Source organism: Streptomyces sp. NPDC096311, assembly GCF_044763085.1.
Classification (GTDB): Bacteria; Actinomycetota; Actinomycetes; order Streptomycetales; family Streptomycetaceae; genus Streptomyces.
Window position 1 is genome coordinate 1 of sequence record NZ_JBIWFN010000038.1, and the last position, 18474, is coordinate 18474.

16 protein-coding genes and 4 pseudogenes are annotated in these 18474 nt (G+C 67.2%); 7 read left to right on the forward strand and 13 right to left on the reverse strand.

Features of this window, described 5'->3' with window-relative positions:
- Nucleotides 1–291: 291 nt before the first annotated feature.
- The 5 genes and pseudogenes from ACIRA5_RS50580 to ACIRA5_RS50600 form a co-directional block, all read right to left on the reverse strand.
- On the reverse strand, nt 292–1209 hold the full coding sequence (locus ACIRA5_RS50580) for an RNA polymerase sigma-70 factor (RefSeq protein WP_403704629.1): 918 nt from the start codon (nt 1207–1209) through the stop codon (nt 292–294).
- 292 nt (nt 1210–1501) lie between these two features.
- A pseudogene (locus tag ACIRA5_RS50585) lies at nt 1502–2053 on the reverse strand (ketol-acid reductoisomerase); the annotation flags it as partial.
- Between the two features lie 173 nt (nt 2054–2226).
- Complete coding sequence (locus ACIRA5_RS50590) at nt 2227–2895, reverse strand: nitroreductase (protein ID WP_403704631.1); 669 nt, start codon at nt 2893–2895, stop codon at nt 2227–2229.
- 403 nt (nt 2896–3298) lie between these two features.
- Nucleotides 3299–3793: a MarR family winged helix-turn-helix transcriptional regulator gene (locus ACIRA5_RS50595; RefSeq protein WP_403704634.1), complete on the reverse strand. Its 495-nt coding sequence runs from the start codon at nt 3791–3793 to the stop codon at nt 3299–3301.
- A gap of 87 nt (nt 3794–3880) precedes the next feature.
- The gene (locus tag ACIRA5_RS50600; RefSeq protein ID WP_403704637.1) at nt 3881–4168 is read right to left on the reverse strand and encodes a hypothetical protein; all 288 of its coding nucleotides are present in this window, start codon (nt 4166–4168) and stop codon (nt 3881–3883) included.
- 1251 nt (nt 4169–5419) lie between these two features.
- Here ACIRA5_RS50600 and ACIRA5_RS50605 point away from each other — a divergent pair.
- Complete coding sequence (locus ACIRA5_RS50605; protein ID WP_403704764.1) at nt 5420–5740, forward strand: HNH endonuclease; 321 nt, start codon at nt 5420–5422, stop codon at nt 5738–5740.
- Between the two features lie 375 nt (nt 5741–6115).
- On the opposite strand, the gene ACIRA5_RS50610 is transcribed toward ACIRA5_RS50605, so the two are convergent.
- A complete protein-coding gene (locus ACIRA5_RS50610) occupies nt 6116–7027 on the reverse strand; it encodes an ADP-ribosylglycohydrolase family protein (RefSeq protein WP_403704640.1) in 912 nt (303 codons plus the stop codon).
- 298 nt (nt 7028–7325) lie between these two features.
- Nucleotides 7326–7601, reverse strand: coding sequence for an integrase core domain-containing protein (locus ACIRA5_RS50615; RefSeq protein WP_403704643.1), 276 nt, complete (start codon nt 7599–7601; stop codon nt 7326–7328).
- A gap of 637 nt (nt 7602–8238) precedes the next feature.
- Between ACIRA5_RS50615 and ACIRA5_RS50620 the strand changes: the two genes are divergently transcribed.
- From ACIRA5_RS50620 to ACIRA5_RS50630, 3 genes are all read left to right on the forward strand, one after another.
- The gene (locus ACIRA5_RS50620; protein ID WP_403704646.1) at nt 8239–8496 is read left to right on the forward strand and encodes a hypothetical protein; all 258 of its coding nucleotides are present in this window, start codon (nt 8239–8241) and stop codon (nt 8494–8496) included.
- Nucleotides 8497–8504: 8 nt separating this feature from the next.
- Nucleotides 8505–8873, forward strand: a complete 369-nt coding sequence (locus ACIRA5_RS50625) for a hypothetical protein (protein WP_403704649.1) — start codon at nt 8505–8507, stop codon at nt 8871–8873.
- 82 nt (nt 8874–8955) lie between these two features.
- Complete coding sequence (locus ACIRA5_RS50630) at nt 8956–9510, forward strand: TMEM175 family protein (RefSeq protein WP_403704652.1); 555 nt, start codon at nt 8956–8958, stop codon at nt 9508–9510.
- A 259-nt stretch (nt 9511–9769) separates the two neighbouring features.
- On the opposite strand, the gene ACIRA5_RS50635 is transcribed toward ACIRA5_RS50630, so the two are convergent.
- From ACIRA5_RS50635 to ACIRA5_RS50645, 3 genes are all read right to left on the reverse strand, one after another.
- Nucleotides 9770–9979, reverse strand: coding sequence for a hypothetical protein (locus tag ACIRA5_RS50635; RefSeq protein WP_403704655.1), 210 nt, complete (start codon nt 9977–9979; stop codon nt 9770–9772).
- 623 nt (nt 9980–10602) lie between these two features.
- Nucleotides 10603–10854 (reverse strand): hypothetical protein, encoded by a 252-nt coding sequence (locus ACIRA5_RS50640; protein ID WP_403704658.1) that lies wholly within the window; start codon nt 10852–10854, stop codon nt 10603–10605.
- A gap of 9 nt (nt 10855–10863) precedes the next feature.
- Nucleotides 10864–11895, reverse strand: coding sequence for an integrase core domain-containing protein (locus ACIRA5_RS50645; RefSeq protein ID WP_403704661.1), 1032 nt, complete (start codon nt 11893–11895; stop codon nt 10864–10866).
- A gap of 796 nt (nt 11896–12691) precedes the next feature.
- Between ACIRA5_RS50645 and ACIRA5_RS50650 the strand changes: the two are divergent.
- A pseudogene (locus tag ACIRA5_RS50650) lies at nt 12692–13205 on the forward strand (transposase); the annotation flags it as partial.
- Nucleotides 13206–13282: 77 nt separating this feature from the next.
- Here ACIRA5_RS50650 and ACIRA5_RS50655 read toward each other — a convergent pair.
- Complete coding sequence (locus ACIRA5_RS50655; protein ID WP_403704664.1) at nt 13283–14305, reverse strand: glycosyltransferase family 2 protein; 1023 nt, start codon at nt 14303–14305, stop codon at nt 13283–13285.
- A 157-nt stretch (nt 14306–14462) separates the two neighbouring features.
- Nucleotides 14463–15334 (reverse strand): annotated as a pseudogene (locus ACIRA5_RS50660) (IS5 family transposase).
- Between the two features lie 378 nt (nt 15335–15712).
- On the opposite strand from ACIRA5_RS50660, the pseudogene ACIRA5_RS50665 reads away from it, so the two are divergent.
- A pseudogene (locus ACIRA5_RS50665) lies at nt 15713–15934 on the forward strand (transposase); the annotation flags it as partial.
- Between the two features lie 60 nt (nt 15935–15994).
- On the opposite strand, the gene ACIRA5_RS50670 reads toward ACIRA5_RS50665, so the two are convergent.
- On the reverse strand, nt 15995–17062 hold the full coding sequence (locus ACIRA5_RS50670) for an Lrp/AsnC family transcriptional regulator (protein WP_403704667.1): 1068 nt from the start codon (nt 17060–17062) through the stop codon (nt 15995–15997).
- Nucleotides 17063–17183: 121 nt separating this feature from the next.
- Between ACIRA5_RS50670 and ACIRA5_RS50675 the strand changes: the two genes are divergently transcribed.
- Nucleotides 17184–18407: a M20 family metallopeptidase gene (locus ACIRA5_RS50675; protein ID WP_403704670.1), complete on the forward strand. Its 1224-nt coding sequence runs from the start codon at nt 17184–17186 to the stop codon at nt 18405–18407.
- Nucleotides 18408–18474: the final 67 nt, after the last annotated feature.

The following is an 18474-nucleotide window of genomic DNA, read 5'->3' on the forward strand; positions in this document are numbered from 1 at the left end:
CTCCAACATCGAGCGCGGACTTCGCCGTGACGACGCCTTCGCCGACACCTACCGTGAGTGGCTCTTGAGCGCTTGACCGACCATAGGAGCATCAAGGCTGTGCCCGCCGACCTCGACGCGCACTTGATGTGCGACATCTGTGTCACCCACAAGACCCCTGAGATCCAGCAGTGGCTCGCCCGACACCCCCGCTGCCACGTCCACTTCACGCCGATCGGCTGCTGCTCGACGGATCCTCATATCCCTTGCCGACTGCCTCGCCAGCCCTCTGCGTGACCCGGATGTACTTGCTCACCGGCCTGCCGGCGCCGCGGAGCGGGAACGCGAGCCGAGGAACGCGGCGATCTTGCTCGGGTTGAACACCCACATCACCTTGTGGATGCCCTCCTTCGAGGCGGCTATCGTCATGAACGCCATGGGTCGGCCATCCCGGTAGAGCGTCATGCCCGTAAAGCCGTTGGCGTCTGCCAACCTGGGCTGCGTTTCCCGCCACAGCCGCGGATAGGTCGCCATTTTGGCGATGCGTTCACGGCCCAGCACAGGTATACGAGCGCAGCCCTGGAGACCGTTTCCGTCGGACAGACTGACGGCATCGGCGGTGAGTAGGGTCTCCAGTGAAGCCACATCCCCCGTTTGAGCGGCTGAGACGAAGGCGTTCAAAAGGCGCCGGTGCTCCGCCGTGTCCACGCTCTCCCGCTGCTCGTCCGACAGATGCTTGCGAGCACGGCTGACGATCTTCCGTACGTTGACGACGCTGAGCTGAAGGATTTCAGCGATCTCGGGGTAGGTGTAATCGAACGCTTCACGCAGCACGTACGCGGCGCGTTCAGTTGGGCTCAGCTTCTCCAGCACCAGCAGCAGCGCCAGTTCGAGGGCTTCTGCGCGCTGTGCGCCCACCTCCGGATCCGAGCTGGTGTCGATGGGCTCGGGCAGCCAGGGCCCGATGTAGGTCTCCCGGCGCACACGTGCCGACTGCGTGACGTTGATCGCCAAACGGGTCGTGGCGCTCGAGAGGAAGGCGACCGGGCTGACCACCACGGAGCGGTCTGTCTTCTGCCAGCGCAGCCACACCTCCTGGACCACGTCCTCAGCCTCGGCCACGCTGCCCAGCACACGGTAGGCGATGCCGAACAGACGTGCCCGGTGCTGCACAAAGACAGAGACAGCCTCTTCAAGGTCCCCTCTCGGGGCGGACAGTTCGAGATCCATGATGATGCGTTCTCCGTTGCTCCGGTTACGGCTGGCTAGCGGCGGGACCACGCGGCTACCGCGCAGTTGCGGATGGCTCTGGCCTGCGATGTCAGGCGCTCTACTGAAGACCGAGGTGCTGCCGGGCATAAGGCGCTGTACGGCTCGTTCGGGTGGTACCGGAACTGTGGTCACTGAAAGTCACGACTGCTCGAATCACATCTGTTCCATAGACCGGGATCGGCTCGTTTCTGTGACACGACTGAGGTAGAAGGGCCGCGCATGGCCCGGGCGAAGGCCGTGGAGTAGCTCTTTACGCAGCTGGGGAGTGATGATCTGAGCAGTTCGTCAGCCTGCGGAGCTGCTTGCCGCTGGTTTCCAGCAAGTGCTCGGAGTTCTGCTGCTCGGTATGTGTGGTGCTCTTTCAGGCCGCCGCGGTACTTCTCCACCCAGTTCTTCGCGAACGAACCGTAGGGATCTCGGTGAGGATCTTCTTCATCTCGGCCTTGGTGGCGTCGGTGACCTAGTCGCCCCACTCGGAGGTGCACCAGCGCATCTCCTCCAGGCCACACTCGTACGTGAGTTCCACGATCAACTTCAGTTCGCGCAGGCCTCGAGGTGGATCTCCGGCTGGTAGCCGACCTCGGTCAGCGTTTCGAGGCCTGACTTCACCACTGATGACGCCTGCCCGCGTGTCGCCGATGCCCTTCGCAAAGAAAAGTGCCTGCTCCTCCGCCACGAGACACGGGACGCCGCGGCCTTCCTCGTACGGGCGCACCAGGTGGCCCGAGCTCTTGGCGACGACCATGCACGCGTCCATGCCAGCCGGGGGCTTGATGGAGCCGAACCGGATATTGAAGCCGTGGCGGACGTAGCCTGGCGATCAGCGCTCCGCACCGTCGCGATCGCCGATGTCGTTGCGAAGTCGACTCTGCTCGGGCTCTTCGTGCTTGCATCGGCGCATGGCTGACCAAGCCGTAAGCCTGACGGCCCGGACAGGCGAGAGTCCTTCCTCGCCGCACCCGGACGCCGACGGTGTCAGCAACCGCCGACAAACGTGACCGTGTTGTCGAGCGGCGCTCGGCCGATACGGGGTTCGCTTGCCGTCCCGTCCTCGTACCCGATCGACATGCCGCAGAAGAGGAGGAGTTCATCCGAGGGCGACAGGACCTCGGCGACGGTCTTGTGATACTTCGCCCATGCCATCTGCGTGCAACTGTGCAGCCCTTCGGCGCGGAGCAGCAGCATGACGGACTGCAGATACATGCCGACGTCGGACCACTGGGGTCGGCCCATACAGCGGTCGATGTAGCAGAACAGGGCGGCGGGTGCCCCGAAGCAGTCCCAGTTCGCGGCAGCGGCCCTCTGGCGCGCTTCCAGGTCCTCACGCGGAATACCGAGTGCGCCGTAGCGCTGCTCACCGAAGGCGGATCGGCGCTCCTGATAGGGGCTTTTTAACTCCGGCGGGTACTGCTCGTACTCCGACTCGTCCCAGGGGTCGCCTGCGGCTATGCGCTCGCCGGCGCGCTTCTTGAGCTCAGCCAGTGGCCGGCCGGTCAGCACGTAGGCGTGCCACGGTTGGAGGTTCGATGCGGACGGCGCCCAGGCCGCGGCGGACAGCACGCGCTCCAGCACCTCCCGCGGGACCTGCTGGTCGGTGAATCCCCGCACAGCTCGCCGACTCGCGACCGCTTCATAGACGTTCATGATCGCCTGCATCCCCTCTCTGTCCGACGCATCTGTCACCGTCACGGTCGCGACAGTATCATTTAATATTATCTCGACAAGGGTGGGGCTGTGTGCGTGGAGAGGGGGACTCGTGCGGGGGCGGGTCGCGGGCGTCGCCGTCGTCTGCTGGTCCCCGGCAGGAGTGGACTTTGCGCCGGTCGACGGGGTGAGCGCCGTGACGCAGACTGGCTGCGGGTCGATGCGTCGGCCTGGGTGTATGCGGCCCGTTCGGCATTGTTGGGGCGATGGAACTCCCGGCCGTGATGCCCGCAGCCGGGCTGGTGTGGAGCAGCGGCGGTCGCGGCCCTCGGGCCGGGTTTGCTGTGAAGGTTGTGCGGCGCGGAACCCGTCCACGCCTCGGGTAACCGCCGCGCGGGCGCGCTTACGCCTCGCCCTCTGCGGGATGGGTGAACCGGGTCAGTAGTCTCGTCAACTGCTCGGGCTCGCCGGGTCCCAGCTCGGCAATCAGGCGCTCGGCCAGCGGCTCCGCTGCCACATGCGCCGCGTCGAAAAGCTCGACGCCCTGAGGCGTGATCTCCACCGCCCGTACCCGCCGGTCCCCTGGAACCGTCTTGCGTACGGCCAGCCCCATGCGTTCCAGATCGTCCACGACGCGCATGATTCCCGCCTTGTCCGACCCCGTCTCCGCCGCCAGGTCGCGCTGCACCGTGGGCCCGCGGTCGACCAGCACGATCAGCACCGCGAAATGCCGCAACTCGATGCCGAGCGGGCGGAGCGCCTCCGTCATCGCCGCGGCCGCACGCCAGTGCGCCCGCCGCAGCGGCAGGGCGAGAGCGAAAGGCGAGGTGTCCCCGGGGCGGTCGGTCGCACGCGAGGTGGCGGAGTGGGCGGTTCTGTGAGGGGCGTGGGTGGTCACGAGGTCACATTACAGTCATATGTGCATTCGACACCGTTTCACTTGAAACTAATTGTGTGGTGCTGCTCTCTCTCGCACCCACGACCGTCAGCTTGCGGCCGGGTCGCGAGTGCCGAGGCCTGCGGCGGTGAGGCGGCTGTTCGCTGCGATCCGGTTGAGGATGTGGTCGACGAAGGCACGGAGTTCGGCGAGTTGGGCTGACGTGTCGAGGACGTCCAAGTGCCCGTTGTCGTTGAACTGCCACAACGTCCCCGTGCGGGCCTTCACGGGTAGCGGTTGGCCGGCCGCTGGGTCGATCGGCAGTCGGGCTTCGGCTGGGCCGATGATCGGCGAACCGGTAGTGGTCGATGCGCCGGAGTCGTCGGTGACGGTCACGGACGGCTCGTCGAGGGCCTGGAGGACGGTGGCTTCGGTCGGCTACCCCCAGTGCTCTCCGCTGGCGGGGATGCTGTTCGCGATGTGGACGACGGATATGAAGTCCATCATCAGGCACCTTCATGGCTCAGGGAACACTCCGCCGACAGGTCCTCAACCAGCGATATCCGCAGCTCTCCATCAGTGGCCGGAGCGTCCCGCAGGACCTGGCGGCCACTCTTGCAGCGCCATCAACGGCAACCGTCCACCAGCCACACCTGACCCTCCCGGACCGCCTCATATTCTTTGGGGACCGTCTACGAACGCCACAGGCTGCGGTCGGCGGACGGGACTGGGGAACGGTTACTCCAGCAGGTCCAGGCTGCGGCCGACGCCGCGGGTGAGATCGACTGGGACGTCTCCGCGGACTCCACCAGCGTCCGCGCACATCAGCACGCGGCGGGTTCACCAGCAAGCTCCACTTGAGCGCGGTCGGCCGTTGCCGCCCACTGTCTCTGGTCGTCACGCAGGGGCAACGGGCGGACGTGCGGACTGCACCCGGTTCAAGCTGGTGCCGGAGAAGATCCGAGTACCCGGAACCGGTCCCGGCCGGCCCCGGAAGAAGCCCGGCAGTCTCGCTTCGGACAAGGCATTCAGCGACGGGCCCAGCCGCGAAGATCTGAGACGACGCGACATCCGGCGTACCGTCCTGGAGAAGACCGACAGCCAGGCTGCTCGCCCGCGCAAGGGCTCAAGGGGCGGCCTGCCACCGGGTTTTGACGAGGAGCGGTACAAGAGGCGCAACACCGCGGAACGGGCGATCAACAGGTTGAAGCAGTCCCGGGCTGTGGCCGCTCGCCAATCTTCTCGACGCTCCCAATGTTACGGCTCTTGCTGGGGGAACGGCGGCCTGTGGCTCGGAGGAGTCGGCGCAGGAGTGTAGCGACCGCATCAAAGCCCAGGTACCACAGCGGGTCGACGAGTGGATCAATGTCCGCAACGCCGGTACCTCAGTGGGGGAGTTGCTCAGGGACATGGCGCTCGCCCGCGGTGGCACGTCCCCGGTGGAAGCGGTGCCGGGTCAGGCGGAGTGCCGTGCCGGGTGGGAGCGGCAGGACCTCGACGAGAAGTACGGCCAGGAACTCGTGGCCTCCTGGGTCGCCGGATGCACGGACGTGGACGTGGCGGTCCCCACGACGTCAGGTGAGGCGCCGTCGGCGGTTCATGATCTGGGAATGGCTCGCAGTGCTCGCGGGCAACAACGGCGAGTGCATGTACTGCGGCGACCGCTCACAGACCGTGGACCACGTGATTGCGTTCGCCGACGGAGGCGCGGATGACCTGACGAACCTCGTGCCGGTCTGTCACGACTGCAATCGGAGAAAGAGGGACAAGACGCCGCCGGCCTGGTTCATCGGGATGGACCTCACCATCCGCCACGCCGGGAGTGGTTCGAGACCCGGTATCGGCTGTACGGCTACCCCTTCGCGTCGTACGGCCTGCCGAGGGTACGCAAGCAGGCCGAACAGCGGATCGCCGACGCGAAGGAGAGGGGCTGTCCGAGCGTGGACGAGGAACTCTCCCGCTGGATGAAGCAGAAGGGCCCCTCACCAACGGACCGAGACGGCCAAGGTGTCAGGAACGGGGCTGTCTGGTAACGGGAGTCCCGCCGCCCTGGCGCGGCGGGGCTTCAACCTGCCTACCCCATGATGTTGTCGAAGGTAACCCACTGCTGGACGATGAGTTTTCGCATCACTGATCATGCCTTTCGCGTACCTGTCGGATGAACAGGTCCGCCGGAGTGGGTCGAGGTGCCAACGAACTCGCGCTGCGCTGGAGGTGAAGGCTGGCGGCAGTCCGGACGCCGGCACGGACACGGCCGTTGCGGGGCGGAGAAGCTGGCCCGGCGGGAGCCTCAGCAGCGTGGTGCGGTCCGCTCTCGCCCGCGACGACGCTGGTCGTGCCCCATTACTCCGACACGACTCGGGGCAGCGGTTCCCGGGCCGCGTGCCAGGCAGCGGGGAGAGCGGCGACTCCCGTGCGGGCGGCGATCACCCCGCCCGCGATGGCGCAGGTGGTGTCGATATCACCGCGCCCGGCGACCGTGAACCACAGGCCCTCGTGCAGGTCGTCGAGGTGCCCCGCCGCGCACCACAGAGCGTAGGGAACGGTGTCGGGCCCGGACATTCTGTAGCCGGAGCCCAGGACCTCCGCGGCGTGCCGAACCGAGGTGCGCTCCGGCATCCGGGCCGCGCTCCGCACTCCCGACCGGACGTCGCTGTCGGGGAGTCGCTCGGCGACTGCCTGGAGGAAGTCCGGCCGTGCCGGAGCGTTCCCGCCCCGGCTGCGCGTTGCCAGCGCCGCGGCGAGGGCGACCGCCACCGCCGCGGCGACCGCCTCCGGGTGGTGGTGCGAGACCGCGCCCTGGCGGGCGGCCTCCTCGGCGACCGCGTCGAGGTCGGCGGCGTGCCAGGCGCCGAGCGGGGCGGCGCGCATGGCTGCGCCGTTGCCCCAGGAACCCTGGCCGCCGAACTGTCCGGCGACCACCTCCCGCCAGGGCTCGCCCGCACCGATCCGACGGAGCACGTCATGCATCGAGGCTCCGTAGCCGCGGTGCGTGTCGTCGGTGTAGGCGGCCGCGAAGCGCAGGGCGAGGCGGTCCTGGTCGACGGTGCCGCCGCCCTCGGCGAGTTCGCGGACGAGAACGAGCGCCTGGGCGGTGTCGTCACTCCACCGCCACAGTGGCTCCGGGGGTAGCGTCCGCGCCTCAAGGACGGCCGGACCGTCCCGGCGCAGGATGCCGAACCAAAGGTCACCAAAGGCGTCACCGAAGGCAAGCCCGTTCAGCGAATCCAGTGCAGCGGTAGGCACGTTGATCATCGGAGCAGTATCACAGCGCGACGGCGCTCCGGCACTCCGTTTTCGGCACGGACATGCTTCTAGTCCGGACATGGTGCTGGGCGACCACGGTTACCACCAGGACAAGTACCGCTGCCTGCTCTGGGACCTGGAAGCCGTTGATCGCCCGCCGTTGTACCGAGCACGGGTCCCCTGCCCTGGCCACCCAACCTTGCGGCGTGGAGCGGGCGTTCGCCCACCTGTGCTGGTTCCGCTGTCTGCAGATCCGCTGGGAGACGCTCGACGGCCGAGGTGTCCCCCGGGGTGTGGACACGGGGGATCATGCTGCGAGTGTGATTCTACGTTTCTTCTGGTGCTGCTGTTCGAACTCGAGAGGCGAGAGGCAGCTGAGGGCGCCGTGTCGCCTGCGAGCGTTGTAGTAGGTGAGCCACTGGAAGATCTCCAGTCTTGCCTGACGCATCGTCGAGAGCAGCCTCTCGTGCATCGCCTCCCTCTTGAGTCGCTGCCAGAAGCTTTCGGCGAGGGCGTTGTCGTTGCCTGAGCCGATGCGGCCCGTGTTCTGCGGATCCCCAACGGCCGTCCTTCCTGCGAACACCGACCCGTTTTCGTCACTCGGCGCGTTTCGTCAGCTCCCCGAGCCACCCGCATCCGGCTCACCACGTACACGACGCACCGGTCGCGGTCCCTTGATGCCAACCGACGAGCGGGGAGCCGGAGTCGCCATCTCATTGCCTGCTTCTCTGCGGCAGCTTCTCGTGCGCTCGTGTTGGGGACGAGGTGTACGCGCTGCACGCGCCCGACCAGGCGGGCAGGGAGGAATGGATGCCGCTGAAGGCGACCGGCGGCCGCTCGCCCACGCGACCCGCCTTACGCAGAGCACGGCATGTGTCATGGGTCCACAAGACGGTGAAGGCATCAGACATGCCGAGATCCTATGAACGAGGACTGACAACCCTCCGGGAGTAGCGCTCCTGGGCACGGTGACCCCGGTGACGAAATCGTGAGGACTGATCTCAGGGCTGCGTCACGGTGTTCCGAGTCACCTCTCCGCCAACCTCGCTCGGCGGGAAGACCCAACGGGAAGCCCGGGATTTAGCGCACCGCCCCATCCCATAAATGCGGGCCGACAGCAGGGTTGCGACCGGAATCCAGCGTACGACATGACGGGTACGGGTACGGGTACGGGTACGGGTACGTACCCGTACCCTAGGAGAGTGGGAAGGAGCACACTAATGCCCGATGCCAACGTCCGTATCCCCGAGGAAGCCAAAGACCGGTTGGCCGCCATAGCGGCCGCGGAGGGACTGTCGCTGCGCGCGTATCTCGCCCGCCTCGCTGAGACACTGCTGACCCCGGCCGAGCGGGCCGAACGGGCCGCAAAGGCCCTGGCCGCGTTGACGGAGTGGAACGGGTACGCCCCGACCGCCGCTGAGGAGCAGGACCTGGACAGCGAACTGGACCGGCGCCTGGCCCGGGCGGCCGGCCAGTGAGCGACGCCATGCACATCGTTCTGGACGACACCGCGATGGCCGCGGCCGGCCAGGGCAACGTCCTCGCCTCCCGCCTGATCCACCGCGCCCACGCAGAACCCGGCTGGTTCCTGTATGCCCCGGCGTGTGCGTTAGTGGAAGCTGACCGCGCCCGGCCCGGCACGGCCGAGCATCTGGCCTCCCTTCCCGGCATCACCGTTCTGGACCTGGACCTGGCCGCCGCCCTGGCTCTCGCGCCGCAGGAGACGTGGGCCGCGGCGCACAGCCAGTACGCGGCGCAGCCCACCCCGGACCGCCCGGACGGTGCGGTCATCGCCACCACTGCCCCGCACCGGTGGGCAGGTGAGCCGGTCCGCGTACTGGACCTCACCCCCTGAGCACAGCAGCAGACGCCCGCGGCACCGCCGGGTCCGGCGGTGCCGCAGGCGTCTGCCGGGTGGCGTCCATGGAAACCCCGGTGTGCTGCACTTCCTGCGCGAACACCTGACGGAGTACGCCGCGTTCCTCGCCAGCTTCACGGCCATCGCCATCCACTGGATGATCCATCAACGCCTCTTCCGGTATGCGACCGGAGTGGCGGGCGGCGCCATCCGCTGGAACCTGGTGTGGCTGCTCATGATCGTCATCACGCCGTTCACGACGAAACTGCTGACCAGCAAGGCCGACGCCTTCCAGATCCAGTTCATCACCTACGCGGCCGACCAGGCCCTGACCGGCCTGTTCGTCAGACTGGCCTTCGCGGACCTGCGCCGATCCGGCCTGCTGCGCACAGACACCCCGCCCGAGGTTGTCGCGGACACCCTGACCTGGGTGACCGCGATGATCGTGACCTTCGTGGTGTCCATACCCGTCGCCCTGGTCACGCACTGGGCGCCCCTGTGCTGGACGCTGCTCCCATTGACCCGGACGGTCCTGGACCGCATCAGGCGGAGAGCCGAGGGCACCACCGACGATCTTCCGCTTCGGACCTGCCCGAGTGCCCGTCCTGCCCCTCACACCACACCCGTGACCTGAACCTTCACGATGCACACCGCTCATTGGGACGGTCGCTCCCACGCCCGACGCACCGTCAGACGGCGAAAGCGGGCGCTCCGGGCCCGTCGGCGGACACACACAAAGCTCCTGGCAGACACGGTGATCTCGGTGGAGAACCCATTTCTGCCAGGAGCTTCGTCGTTCTGTACAGCCTGTTTCCGCTGTGCCACCCCCAGCCGCACCGTTGGGCTGGAAGACCTTCCGACCGGCGGTCAGGCTGTCGATCGACGATCGACGATCAGAAGGAGAAGTTGACGCCAGCCTGGTGGTACTGGCCGAGGGCGCCCAAGGCTTCGCCCTGGACAGCATCGAACTGAGCCAGAAGGTCAGAGTCGCTGACCGTCGTGGGGCCGGCGGTGATGCTCGCGTGCGGGCTCAGGCCGCCGGAGACGTTGTCGAGGTCGGCGTCGGAGATCTCGATGGTCTGAAGCTGGGGAGCGGAGTTCATGATGAAACTTCCCTTCGCGTGGACGTTCGATAAAGGGGTGAGCGACCCCCGCCGGGGGACAGGCGGCGGCTGGGACCGCAGGCATGCCACATCCGTTTCCGGACACGTTCGCAACCTAGGCGGCGCACAGGATCCAATCACGGAGCGTGCCAAGCATCCAATCAATCGACACTTCCAGCAGGGAAATTGAACGCATCGGCTACTCATCCATGCGGGAACGGGCACGCATTGGGGTCAGCTTCTCTACATTCTGCACGGCACCGGTGGCCGGCAGGTATTGCCATGGCGATTCCGAACGGGACACTTGGCACCAACGGGGCACCATCTATCGGACCGTTGTGCGGATCCAAGGCACCCCGTGTCGCAGTTGCGCATTCCATGTGCAGATTGACCGAAGCCCGACCATCAAGGCCGTGCAGGCGTCGGCGGGACCTGCCGGGGAAGGCGTGCGGCGACCGTCGGAAGGGCCTCGCCGCCTCGACGGAGGTCCAGCCAACGGCTCGGGCTCAGTTTTCTGGAGCGGGCGAAGCTGTGGTGTGACGGGGGACGGGAGGCCTTCGTTGATTTTCCGAGGCTCGTTCTCGGAGGGTGTGGCTCTGTGGCGGATTGTTGAACATTTACCCTCACTCGGAGGGAGTTACGCGCTTAGCATGACGGCGCGGGCAGCTCAATTTCTTGGCGAGTTCGGCGAGGAACTGCGGCATTCGCCCGGCACCGAAGTTGTAGAACCGCGCCCACTGCGGCTCGACCGCGATACGCGCCATCTGGTCGTACATGGCCCGGCAGTTCCGCTCGAACTCGGCCGCGTACTCAGCGTCGAAGTTCTTCCGCGCGGCCGCGAGGTGCTCCGGAACCTGTGCCGTTCGGATACTCATCGTTGCTGGTCAGGATGCGTATCTGTATTCGTTGATGACGCCGCTGAGTACTCGGGTCCGTCGGACTCGGTGCACGGTCGGATCGCTCGCGGACCCCGGGTGCTCCTGGACGAGGGGCGGAAGCTGTCCCCGAGCCTGATGTGGGCGATGCCGGTTGTAGTGCCGGGCATCGGCGTCCAGGACTTGCCGGGCATGTGTCTCGTTCCGGATCAGTAAGTGATCGAGGACTTCGCGCCGCAGGGTTCCAATGACTCGTTCGCAGTGCGCATTCATCCGAGGAGCCCGCGGAGCGGTCCTCACGACCTCGATGCCGTCGGCCGCGAAGACCGTGTCGAAGGGCTCGGTGTTCTTTGCGTCCCAGTCGCGGAGCAGGAAGCGCGGCGAGTTGACCCGCACGCCCGGCTCGACGGCGAGGTTTCTCGTCTCTTGCACCGTCCAGGCCCCGGTCGGATGCGCAGTCACCGCGGCGACATGCAGGCGGCGCGTGCCGTGCTCGAGGAACACCAGCGCGTACACCCGGCGCAGGTCAACCAGGTCGATGTGCACGAAGTCGCAGGCGATCACGCCCTTGGCCTGCGCGGTCAGGAACCCGCGCCACGTCGGCCCACCGCGGCGCGGGGCCGGCTCGATTCCGGCCGCCGTCAGGATCTCCCAGACTGTCGTGGCGCCGATCGAATGCCCTGGACGAACGAGTTCACCTTGGATCCGACGACAGCCCCGCCGCGGATTCTCTTCCGCCGGCCGTAGCACCAGCGCCTTCACCGCGCCCGCGGTCGGCGGCCTGCCCGGCCGGCTCCGGCGTTTGCTGGAGTCCCACGTGCGGGCGATGAGTCTGCGGTGCCACGCGAGAAGGGTCGCGGGCGTCACCGGGAACACGCGCGCCCACCGGCGTCGCGGGATCAGCGAGGACAGCGCAGCGAACCACAGCCGGTCCGCCGGTTCGTACCGCACCGTTCCCGAGAGCTGCCTGCGCAGCACCGCGTTCTCATGCTGCAGCACCAGCAATTCGGCATCCTTTGCCGCGCGGCGGCGTAGCCGCACCGTCGGGACCGACAGCAGCTTCCGTGCCCCCCCGATACATCAGTGAGACGAACATCCGGACAGGGTTCCAGACGCCCGCCATCGTGCACCAGACCCACTCTGAGCAGCGGCGATGAGTTTCCGAACGCCACAGGATGACAGACCGCGACAACCCCGGCGCTCGGGCCTTCTACAAGTCGCTCGGGTTCGCTGAGTTCGACGGGAAGATCGTCTACCGGGTCCTCACCAGCGCGACGTGAGTCTTGGAAGCGGGGCACGGAGCCCTGCCGGGGGAAGCGGAATGAGCGGGGCTGTGAAGGAAGAACGATGCGAACGATGTGAGTGCATCATCGGGCTGGGCTGCGGCTGCCCACCTGACGGGACTGTTCCGAAGGCGCGCCCTGCCCTCCAGTCACAGCAGGAATGGCGGCGCATTCCCGCGGACACAATCCTGATCTCGCCCACGCAGTACGCGCACCTACCGGGAGTATGTACTCACCTCACCGAAGAGTTGGTGAAGGCACCACGCTGGGGCTGGATCCCCGACCCGGCGCCCGGGCTCTGGGACCGCCTGGGCAGCAGCTGTCCGGCGGTTGCGACAGCGCCGTGCCGCCGCACCTGGGCGCCTAGATTCTACGAGTCAACTCGACTGACGGCGCTGCCCGTTCCGAACACACTGTTGTCAGTGGGTCCTCGGAAGCGGTGTACGGGTTCGACCTGATCCGGGGGTTTGCTCCGGCTTCTGACTGATGCCCGCATGGAAGAACTGCCACCGGCTGATCTTCGAGGTGTCGGAGACTCGAAGGAGATCAGCACGATGACCGCACCAGACAGTCTGTCTCTGCACGCCCTCGCGGAAGACAACCTCGCCGAGGGCGAGCCCCGATCTGCTGCGCGCGATGGTCAAGACGTTCGCCGGCGGGCTCATGTCCGCGGAGGCCGACGCCCTCTGTAATGCCGAATACGGGCAGGTCAGTGACGAGAGAGTCAACCAGCGCAACGGCTATCGCCCCCGCGGGTGGGGCACGCGGGCCGGCACCGTTGAACTCGCCATCCCCAAGCTCACGTCCGGGAGTTACTTCCCGCACTGGCTCCTCGAACGCCGACGGCGGGCCGAGCAGGAGCAGGCCCTCATCTCGGTGGTGGCCAACGCCTATCTGCTGGGAGTATCCACTCGCCGGTTCGAGAAGCTGGCCGAGTCCCTTGGGGCCACGCAGCTGTCGAAATCGCAGGTCTCGGCCATGGCCCGGCACCTGGACGAGCGGGTCAGCGCGTTTCGCAAACAGCCGCTGGACGCCGGACCGTATGCGTTTGTCTGGGTGGACGCGCTGACCCGGTGGTGCAGGGTGCGGTACGCGCGGCGCCGCTGTGTCGGCGGCAGTAACGGTCGAAGTCACCCATCCTGGGGCTACCGTCCGCGGACGGCGGCGCCCTGAGAGACGAAACTCCGCGCGCGCTGAGGGAGACTGGCGGCCTTCAGCGCGCCGTATCTCCCGCTCGCCACGAGTTGGAACTTGACACCCTCCCGACTTTCGGGGTGTTCGTAGCCGTCGGGGAGGAACCGCCGGTAGTGCTCGCTGGCGCGTTCGAAGAACTGCGGGCGCTCGGAACGGGAGAGACATCCCTCGAGATTGAGAAGGAAGAGGTAGTGACGAATCATACGAGTGAAGAGAAAGGGAGCCACAACGTCCAGGGTGTCGCGCTCCTCGAGCAAGTCGAAGCTTTCTTCGTACCGGCCGAAGACGTCGAAGTGGGTGCCGTCCGGTGAGCCTGCGGGGTGTTGAGTGTGCCGACGACGGATCTGGACGCAGTTCCATTTCAGGACGGCGACCCGCTCGGCGGCGAGCATGGCGCGGTGGACGACTGTGACCTCCTCGTGGAGACCGTCAGGGAACGCGAGTTCCTGCCGGATCCACAAGTCGCGGCGGATCAAACGGTCCCAGGAGTAGGCGGGAGCACCGAACAACTCGGGCTGGTCGATCGAGGCGAAGGGCTCACGTCCCTGCCGGGCAAGCAGGCCGGCGGCGGCACCGGGCCACGAGTGGCCGCGATGGAGGCGAGTGTGCCCGAAGAGAAGAACATCCGGCTCGTCTGCCGATTGCAGCTGATCGCCCATCGCCTGAAGCGTTTCACCCCCGATGATGTGATCGCTGTCCAGGAACAGCAGGTAGTCACCGGCGGCGCGCTCCGCCCCCGCGTTGCGTATCCGGCCGATGCCGACGATGCCCGTCAGACGAACGACCGAGACCCGCCCATCGCGCCGAGCATAGTCATCCACCAAGTCCGCAGGGCATTCAGCAGATTGGTCCAGGACCGCGACAACCTCCACGTCCCGGAAGGACTGGTTCAGTATCGAATTCAGGCAGACCTCTAGCTGTCCCTGAAGGTCGTGCGCGGCGACTATGACACTGATCATCGGGGAATCGAGCATAGTGATCGAACATAGGTGGACAGCTCACAGCGTGACAAGTCCCTCGGGCATCCGGTGCACAGCTATATACAACTCGCTCACCTGAGGCCTCGGAACCGTCACTTGCCCCACACACCTGGCGAAGCTCTGTTCTAAGAGGTCGTCTTCTCCCGTTGTTTCATCCCGGAATCTGTCGTTTGGTCTGGGGTGTCAGGTCGCGCCAGGAGACGGTGTTCTCGCTGGTGAGGCGGCGGGCCATGAGGTCGGTCATGGCGATGTGGATCATGGCTTCGGAGCGGACGGAGAGGGATTCGTAGTCGCGGGCCAGGCGGCGGTGGAGCATGAGCCAGCCAGTTGGGCCCGCTCGACCGCCCACCGCTTGGGAATCGGGGTGAATCCCCTGGTCCCGGGCGCGCGTTGAGTAATTTCCATGTCGATGCCAAGCGTGGCTGCGTGTTCGACGAGGTGTTGGCGGTAGCCGCCGTCGACCCAGACTTTGCGGACGCGGGGATGTTCGGCGGCAACCTGGTCGAGGAGGTGGGTGCCGGCGACGGAGTCCTGCACGCTCGCCGCGGTGACCAGCACCGCGAGGAGGAGGCCGATCGTGTCGGTGACGATGTTCTGTTTCCTGCCCACGATCTTTTTGCCTGCGTCGATGCCCTGGCTGGAGGCGTAAACGCTGGTGGAGGTCTTGACATTCTGGGCGTCGATCACACAGGCCGAGGGTTCGCTGTGCCGTCCTTCCTTCTGGCGCAGCAGCTGCCGAAGCAGGTTGTTGAGCTGGGCGAACACGCCTTCTTGCTGCCACTTCGTGAAGTAGCCGTAGACCGTGTTCCAGTGTGGAAAATCGTGCGGGAGGTACCACCACTGAACGCCGGTCCGGTCCACGTACAAGATCGCGTCCATGATGTCGCGCAGGTCGTGCTCGGGCGGCCGGGCGAAGTGCAGGGCCCTGCCGCGGCGCTCGAAACGCCATGCGGCAAGGACAGGCTCGATCAACTCCCAGCGAGCATCGGACAGGTCACTCGGATACGGACGTCGCGTGGTCATGCCCGTGATGTATCGCTGGGGACCGAGTGCGCCCAGGCGCATCACAACGCCAGCAGAAGCGTGCAGGCAGGGAAGGCCGGACGTCCTGGGATGAGACGGGCACAAGCCGTATCTCGCCCCACGCGTCACCTCGCCCGACCCATATGGCCCGGCCACACCGGCTAGCTCTTCCGCACCGCACTCCCACACTTCAAGAACTGTCCCATTTACAGGCAACACAGATGAAAACGACCTCTCGGAAGCCGTATCTCAATCGGTCATGGAACGTGCAGGTCGAACGGGTTTCCCGCCGGGGTGATCTTCGCGCTGTGCGCGTATGAAGGCAGGGCCTCGCGGTAGCTCGGGGATGCGAATCGAACCGAGCAATGCCGGGAGGCCCTGGTGTCCTTGTTGTACGCGTCCGGCCCCGTCCAGTTCAACTCGGCTGCGCCATCGTGTGATTGCCTCGCGCATGCGTGCGGCAACGCGGTCGATCATCCGGACCGGGTGCGCCGGTATCCGTCGGACATGACGGATGCGGAGTGGGCGGCCGTCCGGCCGCTGTTGCCGGTGCCGGCCTGGCTTCAGGGCGGAGGCGGGCAGCCCGAGGGCTACTACCGCCTTGCGAGCGGCCGGCGCCGGTAGAGCCGTAGAGCCGTTTGGTCCCGTCGCCCCTGAATGTCAGGGTCCATGCCCGGCGGGGGCGTCGGTGTCCTCTGTGGCGGCCAGGGTGCTCCAGCCGTCGATGGGGATGGTTCCACGCCGGTAGCCCGCTTCGTCGAGCAGATGGCCGCTGAGTTTGATCGGCCACAAGGCCACCGCCCGGTCGCCGATGGTGCTTCCGGGTGCCTGTGTGGTGACGCGGGTTTCGAGTCGCTGGATCTCGTTGACCGAGCGGACCCATGCGACGACGAGCAGGTTGTGGCGCCCGGTGATGGCGGCGCACAGGCGTACGTCCAACATGCCGGCGATGCGGCGGGCCGCGTCTTCGACGCTATCGGAGGGGACCTGCGCCCACAAAACGGCTGCGACCGGCCGCTGGGACAGGGGACGCGCGGTCTCGCAACGGAGGTGTACGGCGCCCACATCGAGCAGGTGCCTGGTGCGTCGGCGGATCGTGTCGACTCCGGTGCCGCAGGTCTCGGCGAGTGCCGTGTAGGGGGCGCGCCCGTCCTCGGACAGTGCCACCATGATGCGGCGATCCAGGTCGGTTAGTGGGCCACCGGTGCGGCCGACCGGCGGCCGACGTTCCGTCAGCCGTGCTACCTGGTCGGCGCTGAGTGCGCGCAGCCGCCACCGGCTGCCCTCGGTGTAGATCGCCCCGGCCACATGGGTCCGGCTCGCGGTGACGCCGGGCAGCGAGCTCAAGGAGCGGGTCACCCAGCGGGACAGCGAGGCGAGGTCCGGGCGCATCACGGTGAGCAGCAGGTCCCGGTCCCCGGTGACGTGCTCGACGGTGGTGACCATCGGCTGTCGGCTGAGCCGGTCGGCGACCTCGAGGACCCGGCCGCCCGCGCAGTCGACTTCGACGAAAGCGAGACAGCCCTGCCCGGACTCGGCCAGGGCCGGACCCGGGTAGCAGCTGATCCACGCGGCACCGCGGTCGGTGAGCCGCTTCCAGCGGCGGGCGAGGGTGACCGCATCGTGGTCGAGCACGCTTGCCAGGCGGGACCACGTCGCGCGGGGGCTGATCTGCAGAGCGTGGACGAGCACCGAGTCCGCCTCGTCCAGCTGGCCGGAATCCTTCATCTGATCGAGGCTATCGCGAATTTCCGGCGCTTTCTGGCCAGCCATGGCGTGGGGCCTTCACGCTCGGCCCACTGCTCGCGAACAGCGGGCGGTTTGACCGTGTCGGGAAGGTGTAAGGAACATGTCGGTACTCGCGGATGCCGAGGAACTGCGGGACGAGCTGGTGGCCCTGCGGCGCGCCCTGCACAGGGAGCCCGAGCTGGGGCTTGACCTGCCGCGCACGCAGGAGAAGGTGCTCGCGGCGCTGGACGGGTTGCCGTTGGAGATCACCACGGGCAAGGGCCTGACGTCGGTGACGGCGGTGCTGCGCGGGTCGCGTCCCGGAGGAGCCGTGCTGCTGCGCGGTGACATGGACGCCCTGCCGGTGCAGGAGGCGTCCGGGGTGGTCTACGCCTCCGAGGTGCCAGGCCGGATGCACGCCTGCGGGCACGATCTGCACACGGCCGGACTGGTCGGCGCCGCACGCCTGTTGAGCGCCCGGCGCGAACAGCTGCAGGGCGACGTGGTGTTCATGTTCCAGCCCGGAGAGGAGGGCCACAACGGGGCCGGGCGCATGATCGACGAAGGTGTTCTGGAGGCCGCCGGTCGCCCGCTGGACGCCGCGTACGCTGTCCATGTCTCCGCCAACCGGGTCCCGCAGGGCGTGCTGGTGAGTCGGCCGGGCACCGTGATGACCGCGTCCGACGTGCTGCGGGTGACCGTGCGCGGGCGCGGCGGGCACGGCTCCGCGCCGCACTCCGCCCTGGACCCGGTCCCGGCGACCTGCGAGATGGTCACCGCGATCCACAGCTGGACCACCCGGACGTTCGATATCTTCGACCCGGTGGTGGTCACCGTAGGGAAGCTCCACGCCGGCACCCAGAACAATGTCATCCCCGAGACGGCCTCCTTCGAGGCCACCGTGCGCAGTTACTCCGTCGTCCATCACGAGCGGCTCGCTCAGGGGCTGCCCCGCCTGGTCCGCGGCATTGCCGCAGCGCACGGCCTCGAAGTCGACGTCGAATACAAGGTGCAGTACCCGGTGACCGTCAACGAGCCCGGGGAGACCTCCTTCGCCATGGACTCGGCGCGGGAACTGCTCGGTGACGACCAGGTGTTCCTCTCGCCGATACCCGCCAGCGGGTCGGAAGACTTCTCCCTCGTCCTGGAGCAGGTTCCCGGCGCGATGCTGCTGCTCGGGGCTGTGCCCGAGGGACGCGATCCGGGGGCGGCGCCCATGAACCACTCGCCGCAGGCGGTGTTCGACGACGTTGTCCTGCCGCGCCAGGCGGCGTTCCTCGCGGACCTGGCCACGAAGCGGCTGGCCCGTACGTCCGGCTCGTCGCTCGCCACCCCTCAGACGTGAGACTGCCGCACCGGGTGCGCCCTACCGGCCCGGACCAGCGGCCGTACCCCGGCCGGGCCCGCCTCGC